14 protein-coding genes are annotated in these 15670 nt (G+C 73.3%); 11 read left to right on the top strand and 3 right to left on the bottom strand.

Annotation, left to right across the window (positions count from 1 at the left end):
* Positions 1-32: 32 nt before the first annotated feature.
* Together MUU72_RS02470 and MUU72_RS02465 are read right to left on the bottom strand one after the other, a co-directional pair.
* A complete protein-coding gene (locus MUU72_RS02470; RefSeq protein ID WP_248011406.1) occupies positions 33-989 on the bottom strand; it encodes a carbohydrate kinase family protein in 957 nt (318 codons plus the stop codon).
* Positions 986-2065: a LacI family DNA-binding transcriptional regulator gene (locus tag MUU72_RS02465; RefSeq protein WP_248011405.1), complete on the bottom strand. Its 1080-nt coding sequence runs from the start codon at positions 2063-2065 to the stop codon at positions 986-988. The genes MUU72_RS02470 and MUU72_RS02465 overlap by 4 nt, the downstream gene beginning before the upstream one ends.
* A gap of 198 nt (positions 2066-2263) precedes the next feature.
* Here MUU72_RS02465 and MUU72_RS02460 point away from each other — a divergent pair, with 198 nt between their 5' ends.
* From MUU72_RS02460 to MUU72_RS02450, 3 genes are read left to right on the top strand one after another with little or no spacing between them, the layout of a single operon-like run.
* Positions 2264-3271, top strand: coding sequence for a zinc-dependent alcohol dehydrogenase family protein (locus MUU72_RS02460; RefSeq protein WP_248011404.1), 1008 nt, complete (start codon positions 2264-2266; stop codon positions 3269-3271).
* Positions 3272-3276: 5 nt separating this feature from the next.
* Positions 3277-4692, top strand: coding sequence for a sugar porter family MFS transporter (locus MUU72_RS02455; RefSeq protein ID WP_248011403.1), 1416 nt, complete (start codon positions 3277-3279; stop codon positions 4690-4692).
* 13 nt (positions 4693-4705) lie between these two features.
* Complete coding sequence (locus MUU72_RS02450; RefSeq protein ID WP_248011402.1) at positions 4706-5119, top strand: Rieske (2Fe-2S) protein; 414 nt, start codon at positions 4706-4708, stop codon at positions 5117-5119.
* Between the two features lie 75 nt (positions 5120-5194).
* On the opposite strand, the gene MUU72_RS02445 is transcribed toward MUU72_RS02450, so the two are convergent.
* Positions 5195-6154: a hypothetical protein gene (locus MUU72_RS02445; protein WP_248011401.1), complete on the bottom strand. Its 960-nt coding sequence runs from the start codon at positions 6152-6154 to the stop codon at positions 5195-5197.
* A 239-nt stretch (positions 6155-6393) separates the two neighbouring features.
* Here MUU72_RS02445 and MUU72_RS02440 point away from each other — a divergent pair, with 239 nt between their 5' ends.
* The 8 genes from MUU72_RS02440 (at position 6394) to MUU72_RS02405 (ending at position 15669) form a co-directional block, all read left to right on the top strand.
* Positions 6394-6984 (top strand): papain-like cysteine protease family protein, encoded by a 591-nt coding sequence (locus MUU72_RS02440; protein ID WP_248011400.1) that lies wholly within the window; start codon positions 6394-6396, stop codon positions 6982-6984.
* A 4-nt stretch (positions 6985-6988) separates the two neighbouring features.
* The gene (locus MUU72_RS02435; protein WP_248011399.1) at positions 6989-7858 is read left to right on the top strand and encodes a hypothetical protein; all 870 of its coding nucleotides are present in this window, start codon (positions 6989-6991) and stop codon (positions 7856-7858) included.
* A gap of 110 nt (positions 7859-7968) precedes the next feature.
* Entirely contained in the window at positions 7969-10071 is a 2103-nt protein-coding gene (uvrC, locus tag MUU72_RS02430) for an excinuclease ABC subunit UvrC (RefSeq protein WP_248011398.1), read from the top strand.
* Positions 10068-11021 (top strand): RNase adapter RapZ, encoded by a 954-nt coding sequence (rapZ, locus tag MUU72_RS02425; protein ID WP_248011397.1) that lies wholly within the window; start codon positions 10068-10070, stop codon positions 11019-11021. The genes uvrC and rapZ overlap by 4 nt, the downstream gene beginning before the upstream one ends.
* Complete coding sequence (locus MUU72_RS02420) at positions 11018-12079, top strand: gluconeogenesis factor YvcK family protein (RefSeq protein ID WP_248011396.1); 1062 nt, start codon at positions 11018-11020, stop codon at positions 12077-12079. Before rapZ ends, MUU72_RS02420 begins: the two co-directional genes overlap by 4 nt.
* A complete protein-coding gene (gene whiA, locus MUU72_RS02415) occupies positions 12070-13059 on the top strand; it encodes a DNA-binding protein WhiA (protein WP_248011395.1) in 990 nt (329 codons plus the stop codon). Before MUU72_RS02420 ends, whiA begins: the two co-directional genes overlap by 10 nt.
* 265 nt (positions 13060-13324) lie before the next feature.
* Positions 13325-14329, top strand: a complete 1005-nt coding sequence (gap, locus tag MUU72_RS02410; protein WP_248011394.1) for a type I glyceraldehyde-3-phosphate dehydrogenase — start codon at positions 13325-13327, stop codon at positions 14327-14329.
* Between the two features lie 128 nt (positions 14330-14457).
* Positions 14458-15669 carry a phosphoglycerate kinase gene (locus MUU72_RS02405; RefSeq protein WP_248011393.1) on the top strand — a complete coding sequence of 404 codons (1212 nt, stop codon included), beginning with the start codon at positions 14458-14460 and terminating at the stop codon, positions 15667-15669.
* Position 15670: the final 1 nt, after the last annotated feature.

Below are 15670 nucleotides of genomic sequence, written 5' to 3'. Positions count from 1 at the left end.
CCGCCCGCCGGACGGCGGGACTCCTCGGCCCCCTACGCAGCCAGCTCCGCCGCGAACGGCGGTTCGGCGCCCGCGCGGGAGCAGGTCACCGCGGCCGCGCGGGCGGCGAAGCGGAGGATGTCCGCCCAGTCCGCGCCGGTCAGCGCCCCGACCGCCGCGTACGACAGCGCGCCATGGGCGTCCAGACGGTGCAGCAGCGCCGCGTTGACGGTGTCCCCGGCGCCGATCGTGTCGACCACGGTGACCCGCTCGCCCGGCACCGCCACCTCCCCGCCGTCCCGCGTCAGCACCGTCAGCCCGTCGCCGCCGCGGGTCAGCACGATCGCCGCGGGGCCGGCGGCCAGCCACTCCCGGGCCGCCGCGGTGACCGCCGCCCGGTCCGCCCCGGCGCCCGCCCCGGCCAGCCACAGCGCGTCCTCCTCGGACAGCTTCAGCAGCGCCAGATCCGGCAGCCAGGACCGGAACCGCGCGCGGTAGGCGTCCGGATCGGTGATCAGCCCGGGCCGGATGTTCGGGTCCAGCGCGGTGAACACCCCGCGCCGCGCCTCCCGCCGCAGCAGCGCCTCGTACGCGCTCGCGCCCGGCTCCAGCACCAGCGAGCAGGTGCCCAGCGACAGCGCCCGGGCCGCCCCGGGCAGCGCCGGCGGCAGCGTGAAGTACCGGTCCGCGGTGCCCTCCACGTAGAAGCCGTAGCCGGCCGAGCCGTCCGGGCTGATGTCCGCCACCGCCAGGGTGGTCGGCTCCGCGCCGCGCTGCACCAGCGAGGTGTCCACCCCGCCGTCCCGCAGCCCGCTCAGCAGCGACTCCCCGAAGGTGTCGGTGGAGACCCGGGAGCAGAACGCGGCGGGCGAGCCCAGCCGCCCCAGCGCCAGCGCCGTGTTGTACGGTCCGCCGCCGCGCCGCGGCAGCAGCGCCGGCAACGGGCCGTCCGGGGACGGCTGCGGGCTGGGGACGAGGTCGATCAGCGCCTCGCCGGCGACGACGATCACGGGGCAGGGGTCCTTTCCTGAGCGGCCGGGGCCCGGCCGGGCGGGGAGGGGCGGGCGGCGGCCGGCCGGGGCTGCCGGTCCCCGGGGCAGCCGCACGAGGTGCGGTGCACGAAGGTGCAGGGCAGCCGGACGGTGCGCGGCGGCCGGTCGGGGGCGTCGAGCCGGTCCAGCAGCAACCGGACCGCCGCCGCCCCCAACTCCTTGCTGGGCTGGGCGATCGCGGTCAGCCGCGGGGTGAACAGATCGGCCCAGGAGAAGTCGTCGAAGCAGGCCAGGGCGAGGTCCCGGGGGACCTCCAGGCCGAGGTCGCGCAGCGCCTGGAGGGCGCCGATGGTCATCGCGTTGTTGGCGGTGACCAGCGCGGTGGGCGGTTCCGGTACGGCGAGCAGCTGCCGGGTGGCGGTCTGGGCGCCCTCGGCCTCGGAGTTGCCGCCGGCCAGCAGCTCGGGCGCGTACGGCAGCCCGGCGGCGCGCAGTCCGGCGCGGTAGCCCTCGACCCGTTCGGTGGTGGTGCTGAGTCCGGGCAGCCCGGCCACCAGGCCGATGCGGGTGTGCCCGAGAGCGGCCAGGTGCGTCACGAGCCGGCAGACCGGACCGGTGCTCTCCGCGCAGACCTGGTCGAAGCCCTCGCCGACCAGCCGGTCGAGGAACACCACCGGGACCTGACGCTTCGTCACATATTCGATGACCCCGGACGGTTCGGCGGACGGCGCGACGATCATCCCGTCCACCCGCCGCTCGTGCAGCAGCTGGACGACCGTGCGCTCGTGCTGCGGATCGTCGTGCGGATCGGCGATCAGCAGGCTGTACCCGGCCGCCAGCGCCTCGGCCTCGACGCCCTGGAGGATCTCGGTGAAGTACGGGTTGCTGATCGCCGAGACCGCCAGCCCGATGGAGCGGGTGCGGGCGGTGACCAGCGAGCGGGCGAGGGTGTTGTGGGTGTAGCCGAGCTCCTCGATGGCGGCCAGCACCGCGGCCCGGGTGCCCGGGCGCACCGGCCGGGTGTCGTTCACCACGTGCGAGACCGTGGCCACCGAGACGCCCGCGCGCCGTGCCACATCCACCATCGTCGTCATCGGCTCTTTCCTCCCCGACGCCCGGCGCACCGTGCCCCGGTCCCGGTGGTCGGCCTCCGCGCCCGTCCACCCGTCGCAGTCCATCACAGTACGTCCGCGGAGGACCAAGCGTAAACGCTTGCGTAAGCGTTTACGTGCTGGCGTTTGTTCTGTAGTCTCCCGGCCATCGAACCCCCACGACGTCGTGAGGAGGCGCCGATGCGCGCTCTCGTGGTCACCGCTCCCGGCCCCCGGGCCGCCACCGCGGTCACCGAGCTTCCCGATCCCCGCCCGGAGCCCGACGAGGTGCTCGTCCGCGTCACCTCCTGCGGACTGTGCGGCACCGACATGCACCTCCTCGGCGGTGAACTCCCGGTGGTCCGCTATCCGCTGGTGCCCGGGCACGAACTGACCGGGGAGATCGTCGCGGTGGGCGCCGCGGTCCGGGACCGGGCGGTCGGGGAGCGGGTCGCGGTCGACCCCAACCTGCCGTGCGGCGCCTGCCACTACTGCCGGATCGGGCGCGGCAACCTCTGCGAGCACTACACCGCGGTCGGCGTCACCCGGGACGGCGGCTTCGCCGAACTGGTCGCCGTCCCGGCCCGCTGCGCCTACGTCCTGCCGGAGGGCCTGTCGGAGGCCGCGGCCGGGCTCGTCGAGCCGCTGTCCTGCGCGGTGCACGGCCTCAACCGCCTGCCGCGCCGCCCCGGCGAGCACTACCTCATCTACGGCGCCGGCACCATGGGCCTGATGATGGCCGCGCTGGTGCGCACCGCGGGCGCGGCCTCGGTCTCGGTGGTGGACCTCAACGCGGAGCGGCTGGCGTTCGCCGAGAGCTTCGGCGTGGACGCGGCGGTGACCTCGGCCGCCGCCCTGGGCCGGGCGCCCGGCTTCGAGGTGGTGATCGACGCGACCGGCGCGGTGGCGGCCATCGAGGACGGACTCGGCCGGGTCCGCAGGGGCGGGACGTTCCTCCAGTTCGGGGTCGCCGACCCGGCCCGCGCGGCGTCCTTCTCGCCGTACCGGGTCTACAGCCAGGAGATCGACATCATCGGCTCGATGGCGGTGCACAACAGCTTCCAGCCCGCCATCGACCTGCTGGCCGCCGGCCTGGATCTGGACCCGCTGGTCTCCGACGTCTACGGGCTGGACGGTTTCGACGAGGCGGTGGCCCGCTTCCGGGCCGGCACCGGCCGCAAGATCCACATCGCCCCGCAGAAGGGCTGAGCGCCGTGGCCGCATCCGTCAAGAACGCGCTGATCTGGGTCTTCGGCGCCCTCGGGGGCATCCTGTGGGGCTACGACACCGGCGTCATCTCCGGCGCCATGCTGTTCATCAAGCGCGATATCGCGCTCACCCCGCTCCTGGAAGGGCTGGTCGTCTCCGGCCTCCTGGTGGGGGCGATGCTCGGGGCCGGGCTCTCCGGGCGGCTCTCCGACTCCTGGGGCCGCCGCCGGCTGATCCTGGCCGCCTCCGGGGTCTTCATCCTGGGCACCCTCGGCGCGGCCTGGGCCACCGGGGCGGCGGCGCTGATCGCCTTCCGCTTCGTGATCGGCGTGGGCGTCGGGATCGCCTCCGTCGTCGTCCCGCTGTACCTCACCGAGCTGGCGCCCAAGCACCTGCGCGGCGGGCTGACCTCGTTGATGCAGCTGCTGGTGACGGTCGGCATCTTCGTCGCCTACGTCACCGACTACCTGCTCGCCGGCTCCGGTGCCTGGCGCTGGATGATCGGCCTGGGCGTCGTCCCGGCCGCGGTGCTGGCGCTGGGCATCATCACCCAGCCGGAGAGCCCGCGCTGGCTGGTCGGCAAGGGCCGCGGCGAGGAGGCCCGGACGGTGCTGACCCGGCTGCGCGGGGACGCCGCGGCGGCGGGGGAGGAGCTGGCCGAGATCGAACGGACCGAGCGCGCCGAGCGGGAGGCGAGCGAGCCGCTGACGCTGCGCCGGCTGCTCTCCCCGCGGCTGCGGCCGGTCTTCACCGTCGGGATGCTGCTCGTCCTCTTCCAGAACTTCGTCGGCATCAACACGATCATCTACTACGCCCCGACGCTGCTCACCGACATCGGCTTCGGCTCGGCCGGCGCCATCCTGGCCAACGTGGGCATCGGCCTGCTCAACATGGTGATGACGCTGCCGGCGATGCGGCTGATCGACCGCCGGGGCCGCAAACCGCTGCTGCGGACCGGTGCGCTGGGCATGTGCGCGGCGATGGTGCTGCTGGCCGCCGTCAACCTCTCCGGTCTCGGCTACGGTGCGCTGCTGTCCACCCTCACGCTGCTCGGCATCGGGCTCTACATCGCCTCGTTCGCGATCTCCTGGGGGCCGGTGCAGTGGGTGATGCTGCCGGAGCTGTTCCCGATGCGGATCCGGGCCGCCGCGGTCGGCCTGTGTGTGCTGTTCAACTGGCTGTTCAACATGATCGTGGCGCTGGTCTTCCCGTCCCTGCTGCACGCCTGGGGCGCCGGGGTCAACTTCCTCTTCTTCGCCGCCACCACGCTGCTGGCGTTCGTCTTCGTCCAGCGGCTGCTCCCCGAGACCAAGGGCCGCAGCCTGGAGGAGATCGAGGCGGAGCTGCTGCGGGACGGACCGGACCCCCGGCCGGGCGGCCGGACCGCCCCGGTATCGTCAGAGGCCGACGCCGTCCACTGATCGGAGTTGCCCCATGAGTGCGTCCCCGGACCGCCGGACCGTGCTGCGCGGCGCCGCGCTCGCCGGTATCGCCTGCGTCGGCGCCGCCGCCTGCGCCGCGGGGGGCCAGGGTTCGGGCGCCCGGCCGTCCTCGGACGCGCCGGTCGAGCTGGGACCGGCCACCGAGGTGCCGGTCGGCGGCGCCAAGCTCTACCCGGCCCACCGGCTGCTGGTCTCCCAGCCCGCCAAGGGCGAGTTCAAGTGCTTCAGCAGTGTCTGCACGCACATGGGCGCGATCCTGAACAAGATCGAGAACGGGCAGGCCGTCTGCCCGCTGCACGGCAGCCACTTCGAGGTGGCCACCGGCAAGGTCGCCCAGGGCCCGGCCGGCAGCCCCCTGGAGTCGGTCCCGGTCACGGTCAAGGGCGGCAAGCTGATCGCCGGCTGACCGGCCGGGCCCCGCGGCGGGCCCGCCGCGGGCGTACCGGGCGCCGCCCGCCCGGTACGCCCCGTCCCGCCCCGCTCACCGCCAGTCCCAGGCGATGCCCAGGATCCCCGGCCGCACCCCCTGCTCCACCACGTGCACCGCGTGGTGCCGCCCGCTCAGCGTCAGGTCCTGCCGGCCGCCGCGCGGGGCGCCCGCCGACGCCTGGGTGAAGCGGCGGCAGCGCACCGGCAGCGCCGCCCCGTCGAACCGCACCTGTAGGACGTACTGGCCGCCCGCGAAGCTGAAACCGCGCACGTACTCCGCGCTGGGGCCGCCGCTGCCGTCCTCGAAGGCGTAGCCGAAGACGTGCGTCTCACCGGCCCGCAGCCGGGTGTCGAAGAGCAACTCGGCGACCACCACGCCGTTCTCCGCGTCCCCGCGCACCCGCCCCAGCCGGCAGTTCTCCGCGGTCCGCACCCGCACCCGGGACGGGTCGCAGCCCGGGTCGCCCCGGTGGATGGCGATATAGCGGTCCACGCCGTCCCGGTGGGCGCGCACCACCTGGAGCGACTCCCGTTCGCTCAGCTCCCGCCGGGGCCCGATCCGCACCCGCTCGTGGTGGCCGACGGTGTGCAGCCCGCCGTCGGCCGGGGTCTCCAGCTCCGCGAAGAGCTGCTGGAGGCAGTCGGCGGGCGCCACCAGCGAGCGGTACGAACGGGCCGGGGGCCGCTCCGCCTCCGGGCGGGCGCCGCCCTCGGGGACCAGCAGCCGGTGCAGGGAGCGGTCGGGCAGGCCGAGCACGTCCTCCAGGGCGCGGACCGCCCGCAGCGACTCGGGGCGCTGCGGCCGCCGGGCGCCCTGCTGCCAGTAGCTCAGGCTGGTGACCCCGATGGTGATACCGCGCTGGGCGAGCTTGTGCTGGACCCGGGTGAGCGCCAGTCCGCGGGCGGTGAGGGCGCTGCGCAGGGCGAGATGGAACGGCCCGGTGCGCAGCAACTGCGCCAACTCGGCCGAAACGGGAGGGTACTGCGCGGTATCGGGAGTGTTCTGTGCCATTGCCTCTATCCTCCGGCGCGCGCGGTGAACGTTCACAACCGGATCGCACGGCGCACGCGCTCCCTGCCTCTTCCCTGCAGGACGCCGGGCACCGGCCGTTCACATCCGGGCCCGTCCGTCCACACCCCCATGTCACCTCGCATTGAAGCGTGTTGACCTGCCTGCGACAACACCCGATGCTCCTGAGCAGCATCCGGATGCGCTCCTCTCACCCCCCTCACCTGACCGGGAGGAACGCCATGACCCGCGTCCTGTCCACCCGCCGTGCGCGCGGCAGACGGCTGGCCGCCGCGGCACTCGCCGCGGTGGCGCTGACCGCCGTCCCCGGCACCGCCGGAGCCGCCCCGCAGACCGCCAACCGCCTCGACATCGGCATGCAGGCCCAGGAGAAGACCAACTGGTGCTGGGCCGCGTCCGGCAACACCATCGCGACCTGGTACGGCCGGAAGTACAGCCAGAACCAGTTCTGCAACGCGGCCTTCAACCGCCAGCAGGGCACCACCTGCCCCAACAACCAGGCAACGCTGGGCAATGTGCAGAACGCATTCGACTGGATGGGGATCAATCCTGGCTCATATGTGACCGGCTGGCTCCGCTACAGCACCGTGCAGAGCGAGATCAACGCCAACCGCCCCGTCGAGACCCGCATCCAGTGGTCCTCCGGCGGCGGCCACATGCACGTCCTCTACGGCTACGACACCTCCCGCAACTGGGTGTACTGGGGCGATCCCTGGGCCTCCAACAACCGCTACAACTGGGGCGACTTCGACTACTACGTGAACGGCAGCTCCTTCTCCTGGACCCACTCCCTCTACCGGATAGGAGCCTGAGGCCATGACGAAGCGCACCGCCGCCCGCGCCGCCGTCACCGGCACGCTCGCCGCCGCCCTGCTCGGCCTCGCCCCGTACGCCGCGCTGGCCGCCGCCGTGCCCGCGCCGCCCGCCCCGCCGCGCGCGAGCCTGACCGCCGCCCACGACGCGGCCGCCGCCCCCGCGACCCTGGCGACCCTGGCCCGCTTCTTCGCCGCCGACGCCGCCCGCGGCGGGGCCCGCGCGGCCGCCCCGGCCGCCCCTGCCTCCGCCGCTGCCGCGCCGCGCATCGAGGGCGCCGCGGTCCCCGTCTACGAGCTCTCGCCCGACTTCGTCCGCGGCACGGCCGGCGCCCCGGTCGCCCGCCTGGAGTTCATGGCCAGCAAGGCGGTCGCCGCCGACGGCCGCACCGCGTCCGTGTGGACCGTGCACAGGGGCGGTGCCTGGAAGGTCGTCAACATCGCCAGCGGCGACGACGAGACGCGCTACCCCGCGGCCGCCGCCGCGCACGGTGCCGGAACGGTTTTCCACGAGCCGCAGATCGACGCCTGGTACGTCCAGCGCGGCGACCGCATCGAGCCCCTGGACGCCGACGCCCGCAAGGCGGTGGGCGCCGGCGGCACCACCGTCACCGCGTACCGCAAGCGGGTCGCCGCGGCCTACGGCGACAAGCTGCCGGGCTCGGCGTACGACCGGCGCGGCGAGGCCGGCGGCTACGGGCCCGGTGCCGCCGCTCCGGCCGGACCCGCCCCGGCGCCCCGCCCGCTGGCGGCGGACGCGGCGGCCGGCGACGCCTTCCCGGTGACCGCCGCCTCGGCCGTGGCGGCTGCCGCCGCGGTGTTCGCGCTGGGCCTGTCCGCCACCGCGGCGGTCCGCCGGCGCCGGACGCGCTGAGCGGCCGCCCGACGGGCGGGGGCGGCCACCCGTGCCGCCCCCGCCCCCGCCCCGCGCCCCCGCCCCCGCCTCGGCCGTGATTGTCAGTGGCGGTCAGTAGGGTGGTGGGCATGGCAGACCCCAGCAGCTACCGACCCAAGCCGGGACAGATCCCCGACTCGCCGGGGGTCTATAAATTCCGCGACGAGCACGGCCGGGTCATCTACGTCGGCAAGGCCAAGAGCCTGCGCCAGCGCCTGGCCAACTACTTCCAGGACCTGGCCGGCCTCCACCCGCGCACCCGCACGATGGTCACCACCGCCGCCTCCGTGGAGTGGACGGTGGTCTCCACCGAGGTCGAGGCCCTCCAGCTCGAATACAGCTGGATCAAGGAGTTCGACCCGCGGTTCAACGTCAAGTACCGCGACGACAAGTCCTATCCGTATCTCGCGGTGACCCTCGGCGAGGAGTTCCCCCGCGTCCAGGTCATGCGCGGCGCCAAGAAGAAGGGCGTGCGCTACTTCGGCCCGTACGCGCACGCCTGGGCCATCCGCGAGACCGTCGACCTGCTGCTGCGCGTCTTCCCCGTGCGCACCTGCTCCGCCGGGGTCTTCAAGCGCTCCGCCCAGATCGGCCGCCCCTGCCTGCTCGGTTACATCGGCAAGTGCGCCGCCCCCTGCGTCGGCCGCATCTCCCCCGAGGACCACCGCGAACTGGCCGCGGAATTCTGCGACTTCATGGCCGGCCGCACCGGCGCCCACCTCCGCCGCCTGGAGCGCGGTATGCAGGAGGCCGCCGAGGAGATGGAGTACGAGCGCGCCGCCCGCCTCCGGGACGACATAGCGGCCCTCCGGCGGGCCATGGAGAAGAGCGCGGTGGTGCTCGCCGACGCCACCGACGCCGACCTCATCGCCCTCGCCGAGGACGAACTCGAAGCCGCCGTCCAGATCTTCCACGTCCGCGGCGGCCGGGTCCGCGGCCAGCGCGGCTGGGTCACCGACAAGGTCGAGGCGGTCACCACCGGCGATCTCGTCGAGCACGCCCTCCAGCAGCTCTACGGCGAGGAGCAGGGCGACGCGGTCCCCAAGGAGGTGCTGGTCCCGGCGCTGCCCGAGCCCGTCGAGCCGGTCGCCCAGTGGCTCACCCAGCGCCGCGGCTCGCAGGTCTCGCTGCGCATCCCGCAGCGCGGCGACAAGAAGGACCTGATGGCCACCGTCGCGCGCAACGCCCAGCAGGCGCTCGCGCTGCACAAGACCAAGCGCGCCTCCGACCTGACCACCCGCTCCCGCGCCCTGGAGGAGATCGCCCAGGCCCTCGGTCTGGACACCGTCCCGCTGCGCATCGAGTGCTTCGACATCTCGCACCTCCAGGGCGAGGACGTGGTCGCCTCCATGGTGGTGTTCGAGGACGGCCTCGCCCGGAAGAGCGAATACCGCCGCTTCCAGATCAAAGGTTTCGCCGGGCAGGACGATGTCCGTTCCATGCACGAGGTCATCGGCCGCCGCTTCAAGCGCTACCTCCAGGAGAAGCAGCGGTCGGGGGAGTGGGGCGAGGAGCCCGCACCGGAGCCGGAGGGCCCCGCGGAGGACCCCGCGGCCGCCGTGCTCCCGGCCGGCGCCGCGGCCCCCGGCGGCCCGGCCGCCGCCGAGGACGCCGCCGCCCGGTTCACCGACGAGGACGGCCGCCCCAAGCGGTTCGCCTACCCGCCCCAGCTGGTGGTCGTCGACGGCGGCGCCCCCCAGGTGGCGGCCGCCCGCCGGGCCATGGACGAGCTGGGCATCGACGACGTCGCGGTCTGCGGTCTGGCCAAGCGCCTGGAGGAGGTCTGGCTGCCCGGCGAGGACGACCCGGTGGTGCTGCCGCGCAGCAGCGAGGGGCTCTACCTCCTCCAGCGGGTCCGCGACGAGGCGCACCGTTTCGCGATCACCTACCAGCGCAGCAAGCGGGGCAAGCGCCTCACGGCGTCCCCGCTGGACGCCGTGCCCGGACTGGGCGAGACCCGCCGCCAGGCCCTCCTGAAGCACTTCGGCTCGCTGAAGAAGCTGCGGGCCGCCACGGTGGAGGAGATCTGCCAGGTCCCCGGCGTCGGCCGGAAGACCGCCGAGACGGTCGCCGCGGCGCTGACCGCCGCGGCCCCGCCCGCCCCCGCGGTGAACACCGCCACAGGAGAGATCATTGAGGATGACGGGGCCCCGCCGGCCGCGTTGTCAGCAGAACGGGGGCAGGACCGATGAGCACACCGCACGACACGCAGGAACCCGAGAGAGACGGTGCACAGGTGAGTACGGGCACGATGCGCGAAGCCGACCAGGGCGAGAGCGCCGCGATCCCCGAGCTGGTGATCATCTCCGGCATGTCCGGCGCCGGCCGCAGCACGGCCGCGAAGTGCCTGGAGGACCTCGGCTGGTTCGTCGTGGACAACATCCCGCCCGAGCTGATCCCGCCGATGGTCGAGCTGGGCGCCCGCTCGCAGGGCAACGTCGCCAAGATCGCCGTGGTCGTCGACGTCCGCGGCCGCCGCTTCTTCGCCAACCTCAAGGAGTCCCTGGCCACCCTCGACGCGCAGAACGTCAAGCGCCGCATCGTCTTCCTGGAGTCCTCCGACGAGGCCCTGGTGCGCCGCTTCGAGTCGGTCCGCCGCCCGCACCCCCTCCAGGGCGACGGCCGGATCGTCGACGGCATCGCCGCCGAGCGCGACCTGCTGCGCGAGCTGCGCGGCGACGCCGACCTGGTCATCGACACCTCCAGCCTGAACGTCCACGAACTCCGCGCCAAGCTGGACGCCCAGTTCGCCGGCGAGGAGGTGCCCGAGCTGCGCGCCACGGTCATGTCCTTCGGCTTCAAGTACGGCCTCCCGGTCGACGCCGACATGGTCATCGACTGCCGCTTCATCCCCAACCCGCACTGGGTCCCCGAGCTGCGCCCCTTCACCGGTCTGAACGAAGAGGTCTCCCGCTACGTCTTCGACCAGCCCGGCACCCAGGAGTTCCTGGACGGCTACACCGACCTGCTGCGCCTGGTCGCGGCCGGCTACCGCCGCGAGGGCAAGCGCTACGTGACCATCGCCGTCGGCTGCACGGGCGGCAAGCACCGCAGCGTGGCGATGTCGGAGAAGCTGGCCCGCCGGCTGACCTCCGACGGCGTCGAAACGGTCGTCGTGCACCGGGACATGGGGCGCGAGTGAGCGGCCGCGCACCACGGCTGCACCGGGTCCGCAGATTCGTCCCCCGAGGCCGTACGACGAAGGGCGCCACCCCCAAGGTGGTGGCGCTCGGCGGCGGTATGGGCCTGTCCGCCTCGCTCGCCGCGCTGCGCCGGATCACCCGCGACCTGACCGCCGTGGTCACCGTCGCCGACGACGGCGGCTCCAGCGGCCGGCTCCGCGACGAGCTGGGCGTGCTGCCGCCCGGCGACCTCCGCAAGGCGCTGGCCGCGCTGTGCGGTGACGACGACTGGGGCCAGACCTGGGCCCGGGTCATCCAGCACCGCTTCACCAGCGAGGGCGAACTGCACGACCACGCGGTGGGCAATCTGCTGATCGTCGCGCTGTGGGAGCAGCTCGGCGACCACGTCCAGGCCCTCGACCTGGTCGGCAAGCTGCTCGGCGCGCACGGCCGGGTGCTGCCCATGTCCGCGGTGCCGCTGGAGCTCCAGGCCCAGGTCAAGGGGCTGGACCCGGATCACCCGGACGGGATCAGCACGGTCCGCGGCCAGGCCACGGTCGCGCTCACCCGCGGCGAGGTGCAGTCCGTGCACGTCGTCCCCCAGGACCCGCCGGCCGTGCCCGAGGTGGTCGCCGCGGTGCGGGACGCCGACTGGGTGGTGCTCGGCCCCGGTTCGTGGTTCTCCTCGGTCATCCCGCACCTGCTCGTCCCCGAACTGCGCGAGGCCCTGGAGGAGACGCAGGCCCGCAAGGTCCTCTCGCTCAACCTCGCGCCCCAGCCGGGCGAAACCGACGGCTTCTCCCCGCAGCGTCATTTGGAGGTTTTGGCCCGACACGCCCCTAAACTCGCCTTCGACGTGGTGCTGGCCGACGAGGCCGCGGTGCCCGACATCGACGGTCTGACGGTTGCCGCCAAGCAGCTGGTGGGCAGCGAGGTCGAACTGGCCGCGGTCGCCCGACGCGGAGACGACGCCCGGTCCGGTGCCGGGGGAGCCCCCGACCGGCACGATCCGGAACTGCTGGCAGCCGCGTACGACCGTATTTTTCGGATGCATGGAAGGATCGGCCCATGGCGATGACGGCTGCGGTGAAGGATGAGATCTCCCGGCTCCCCGTCACCCGGACCTGCTGCCGGAAGTCGGAGGTCTCGTCGATCCTGCGGTTCGCGGGTGGTCTGCACCTGGTCAGCGGACGCATCGTGATCGAGGCGGAGCTCGACACGGGCGTCGCCGCCCGCCGGCTCCGCAAGGACATCCTGGAGATCTTCGGCCACTCCTCCGACCTGGTCGTGATGGCCCCCGGCGGCCTTCGGCGCGGCAGCCGCTACGTCGTCCGCGTGGTGGCCGGCGGCGACCAGCTGGCCCGGCAGACCGGTCTGGTCGACGGCCGCGGCCGCCCCATCCGCGGCCTGCCCCCGCAGGTGGTCTCCGGCGCGACCTGCGACGCCGAGGCCGCCTGGCGCGGCGCCTTCCTCGCGCACGGCTCGCTCACCGAGCCCGGCCGCTCCTCCTCCCTGGAGGTCACCTGCCCCGGCCCGGAGGCGGCCCTGGCCCTGGTCGGCGCGGCCCGCCGGCTCGGCATCGGCGCCAAGGCCCGCGAGGTGCGCAGCGTGGACCGCGTGGTCGTCCGTGACGGTGACGCGATCGGCGCGCTGCTGACGCGGCTCGGCGCCCACGACTCGGTGCTCGCCTGGGAGGAGCGGCGGATGCGCCGCGAGGTGCGGGCCACCGCCAACCGCCTCGCCAACTTCGACGACGCCAACCTCCGCCGCTCCGCCCGCGCCGCGGTCGCCGCCGGCGCCCGGGTGCAGCGCGCCCTGGAGATCCTCGGCGAGGAGGTCCCCGAGCACCTCGCGGCGGCCGGCCGGCTGCGCATGGAGCACAAGCAGGCGTCCCTGGAGGAGCTGGGCGCGCTGGCCGATCCGCCGCTGACCAAGGACGCGGTCGCCGGGCGGATCCGCCGGCTGCTGGCGATGGCCGACAAGCGGGCCCAGGACCTGGGCATTCCCGGTACGGAGTCCAACCTCACCGAGGAGCTCGCGGACGGCATGGTCGGCTGACCGCGGGACCCGCCCCGCTCTCCCCGCGCCCCCGGCGCCCGAACAGGGTGCCGGGGGCGCGTGCGTGCGGGCCGCCGGGAGCTGCCGGACCGGGCCGGAACCGCCCGTGCGTCAGAGGGGCTCGAAGCCGCTCACCTGAGCATCTTTCGGCGCCGATGTCAATGTCACGTACGTCTCGTTGAGGGGGTAGGGTCGGAGGCGGTCGGGGACAGCCCATACAGCTCGCCGGTAACCAAAACCGGCGTACCAACGAGGAGATCGGTTCGTGACGATCCGCGTAGGCATCAACGGATTCGGCCGCATTGGTCGCAACTACTTCCGCGCGCTCCTGGAGCAGGGTGCGGACATCGAGATCGTCGGTGTCAACGACCTGACCGACAACGCCACCCTGGTTCACCTGCTGAAGTACGACAGCATCCTGGGCCGCCTCAACGCCGAGGTCAGCCACACCGACGACACCATCACGGTCGGCAACCAGACCTTCAGGACGATGGCCGAGCGCGACCCGGCGAACCTCCCCTGGGGCGAGCTGGGCGCCGACATCGTCATCGAGTCGACCGGCATCTTCACCAAGCGCGAGGACGCCGCCAAGCACCTCGCCGCCGGCGCCAAGAAGGTCCTGATCTCCGCGCCCGCCAAGGACGAGGACATCACGATCGTGATGGGTGTCAACCACGACAAGTACGACGCGGCCAACCACCACGTCATCTCCAACGCCTCCTGCACCACCAACTGCGTGGCGCCGATGGCCAAGGTCCTCGACGAGAACTTCGGCATCGTCAAGGGCATGATGACGACGGTCCACGCGTACACCAACGACCAGCGCATCCTGGACTTCCCGCACAAGGACCTGCGCCGCGCCCGCGCCGCCGCGGAGAACATCATCCCGACCTCGACGGGTGCCGCCAAGGCCACCGCCCTGGTCCTCCCGCAGCTCAAGGGCAAGCTGGACGGCATCGCGATGCGCGTCCCGGTCCCCACCGGCTCGGTCACCGACCTGGTCATCGAGCTCGACCGCGAGGTCAGCAAGGACGAGATCAACTCCGCCTTCCAGAAGGCGTCCGAGGGCCAGCTCAAGGGCGTGCTGGAGTACACCGAGGACCCGATCGTCTCCTCGGACATCGTCAACTGGCCGGCCTCCTGCACCTTCGACTCGCAGCTCACGATGGTCCAGGGCAAGCAGGTCAAGGTCGTCGGCTGGTACGACAACGAGTGGGGCTACTCCAACCGCCTGGTGGACCTCACCGTCTTCGTCGGCGGCCAGCTCTGACCCTGCCCGCCGGCGGGCACGGCACCGGAAGGTAGCGGACGGGGCTCGTAGGGCGCGGGAACGCGCCGTACGGGCCCCGTCCCATGGCGGATACAGTCCCTTGACGGACTACAACGGAGTCACTTCACATGAAGACGATCGACGATCTCGCCAAGGAAGGCGTTGCGGGCAAGCGGGTCTTCGTCCGCGCTGACCTCAACGTCCCCCTGGACGGCACCACCATCACCGACGACGGCCGGATCCGTGCCGTCGTCCCGACGATCACCAAGCTCACCGGGCTCGGCGCCAAGGTGATCGTCGCCTCGCACCTGGGCCGCCCCAAGGGCGCCCCGGACCCCGCCTTCTCGCTGGCCCCCGCGGCCCGGCGGCTGGGCGAACTCCTCGGCCAGGAGGTGGCGTTCGCCGCCGACACGGTCGGGGAGTCCGCCCGCGCGGTGACCGCGGAGCTGGCCGACGGCCGGGTGGCGGTCCTGGAGAACCTCCGCTTCAACGCCGGCGAGACCAGCAAGGACGACGCCGAGCGCGGCGCCTTCGCCGACCGGCTCGCCGACCTCGCCGACCTCTACGTCGGCGACGGTTTCGGCGCCGTGCACCGCAAGCACGCCTCGGTCTACGACCTGCCCGGGCGGCTGCCGCACGCCGCCGGCGACCTGATCGCCACCGAGGTCGGCGTCCTGAAGAAGCTCACCCACGACGTCCGGCGCCCCTACGTGGTGGTGCTCGGCGGCGCCAAGGTCTCCGACAAGCTCGCCGTCATCGACCAGCTGATCGACAAGGCCGACCGCATCCTGGTCGGCGGCGGGATGGCCTACACCTTCCTGGCGGCCAAGGGCCACGAGGTCGGCATCTCGCTGCTCCAGAAGGACCAGATCCCGGCCTGCCTGGAGTACCTCGCGCGCGCCGAGAAGCGCGGTGTGGAGTTCGTGCTCCCGGTCGACGTGCTGGTCTCGGCCGAGTTCCCGGACCTCAAGGGCAAGACCCCGGCCAACCCGGACACCGTCGCCTCGGACGCCATCCCGGCCGACAAGGAGGGCCTGGACATCGGCCCGAAGACCCGGGAGCTGTACGCCGCCAAGCTCGCCGACGCGGCCACCGTCTTCTGGAACGGCCCGATGGGCGTCTTCGAGCACCCCGACTACGCGAACGGCACCAAGGCCGTCGCGCAGGGCCTGCTGGACTCGAACGCCTTCACCGTCGTGGGTGGCGGTGACTCGGCCGCCGCCGTGCGCCTGCTCGGCTTCGACGAGAATGCTTTCGGCCACATTTCGACCGGCGGCGGCGCCAGCCTCGAATACCTCGAAGGCAAGACGCTCCCCGGCCTCGCCGCTCTGGAGGACTGAA

Source organism: Streptomyces rhizoryzae, from assembly GCF_023155275.1.
GTDB classification, from domain to species: Bacteria; Actinomycetota; Actinomycetes; order Streptomycetales; family Streptomycetaceae; genus Streptomyces; species Streptomyces rhizoryzae.
The sequence above is the reverse complement of the archived record's forward strand: the minus strand, read 5'-3'. Positions and strand labels throughout refer to the sequence as shown.

Bases quoted from the DNA above. Each gene is read 5' to 3' on its own strand.
- MUU72_RS02465 (WP_248011405.1), bottom strand. From the start codon at position 2,065: ATGACGACGATGGTGGATGTGGCACGGCGCGCGGGCGTCTCGGTGGCC.
- MUU72_RS02460 (WP_248011404.1), top strand. From the start codon at position 2,264: ATGCGCGCTCTCGTGGTCACCGCTCCCGGCCCCCGGGCCGCCACCGCG.
- MUU72_RS02450 (WP_248011402.1), top strand. From the start codon at position 4,706: ATGAGTGCGTCCCCGGACCGCCGGACCGTGCTGCGCGGCGCCGCGCTC.
- MUU72_RS02445 (WP_248011401.1), bottom strand. From the start codon at position 6,154: ATGGCACAGAACACTCCCGATACCGCGCAGTACCCTCCCGTTTCGGCC.
- MUU72_RS02440 (WP_248011400.1), top strand. From the start codon at position 6,394: ATGACCCGCGTCCTGTCCACCCGCCGTGCGCGCGGCAGACGGCTGGCC.
- MUU72_RS02435 (WP_248011399.1), top strand. From the start codon at position 6,989: ATGACGAAGCGCACCGCCGCCCGCGCCGCCGTCACCGGCACGCTCGCC.
- uvrC (WP_248011398.1), top strand. From the start codon at position 7,969: ATGGCAGACCCCAGCAGCTACCGACCCAAGCCGGGACAGATCCCCGAC.
- rapZ (WP_248011397.1), top strand. From the start codon at position 10,068: ATGAGCACACCGCACGACACGCAGGAACCCGAGAGAGACGGTGCACAG.
- whiA (WP_248011395.1), top strand. From the start codon at position 12,070: ATGGCGATGACGGCTGCGGTGAAGGATGAGATCTCCCGGCTCCCCGTC.
- MUU72_RS02405 (WP_248011393.1), top strand. From the start codon at position 14,458: ATGAAGACGATCGACGATCTCGCCAAGGAAGGCGTTGCGGGCAAGCGG.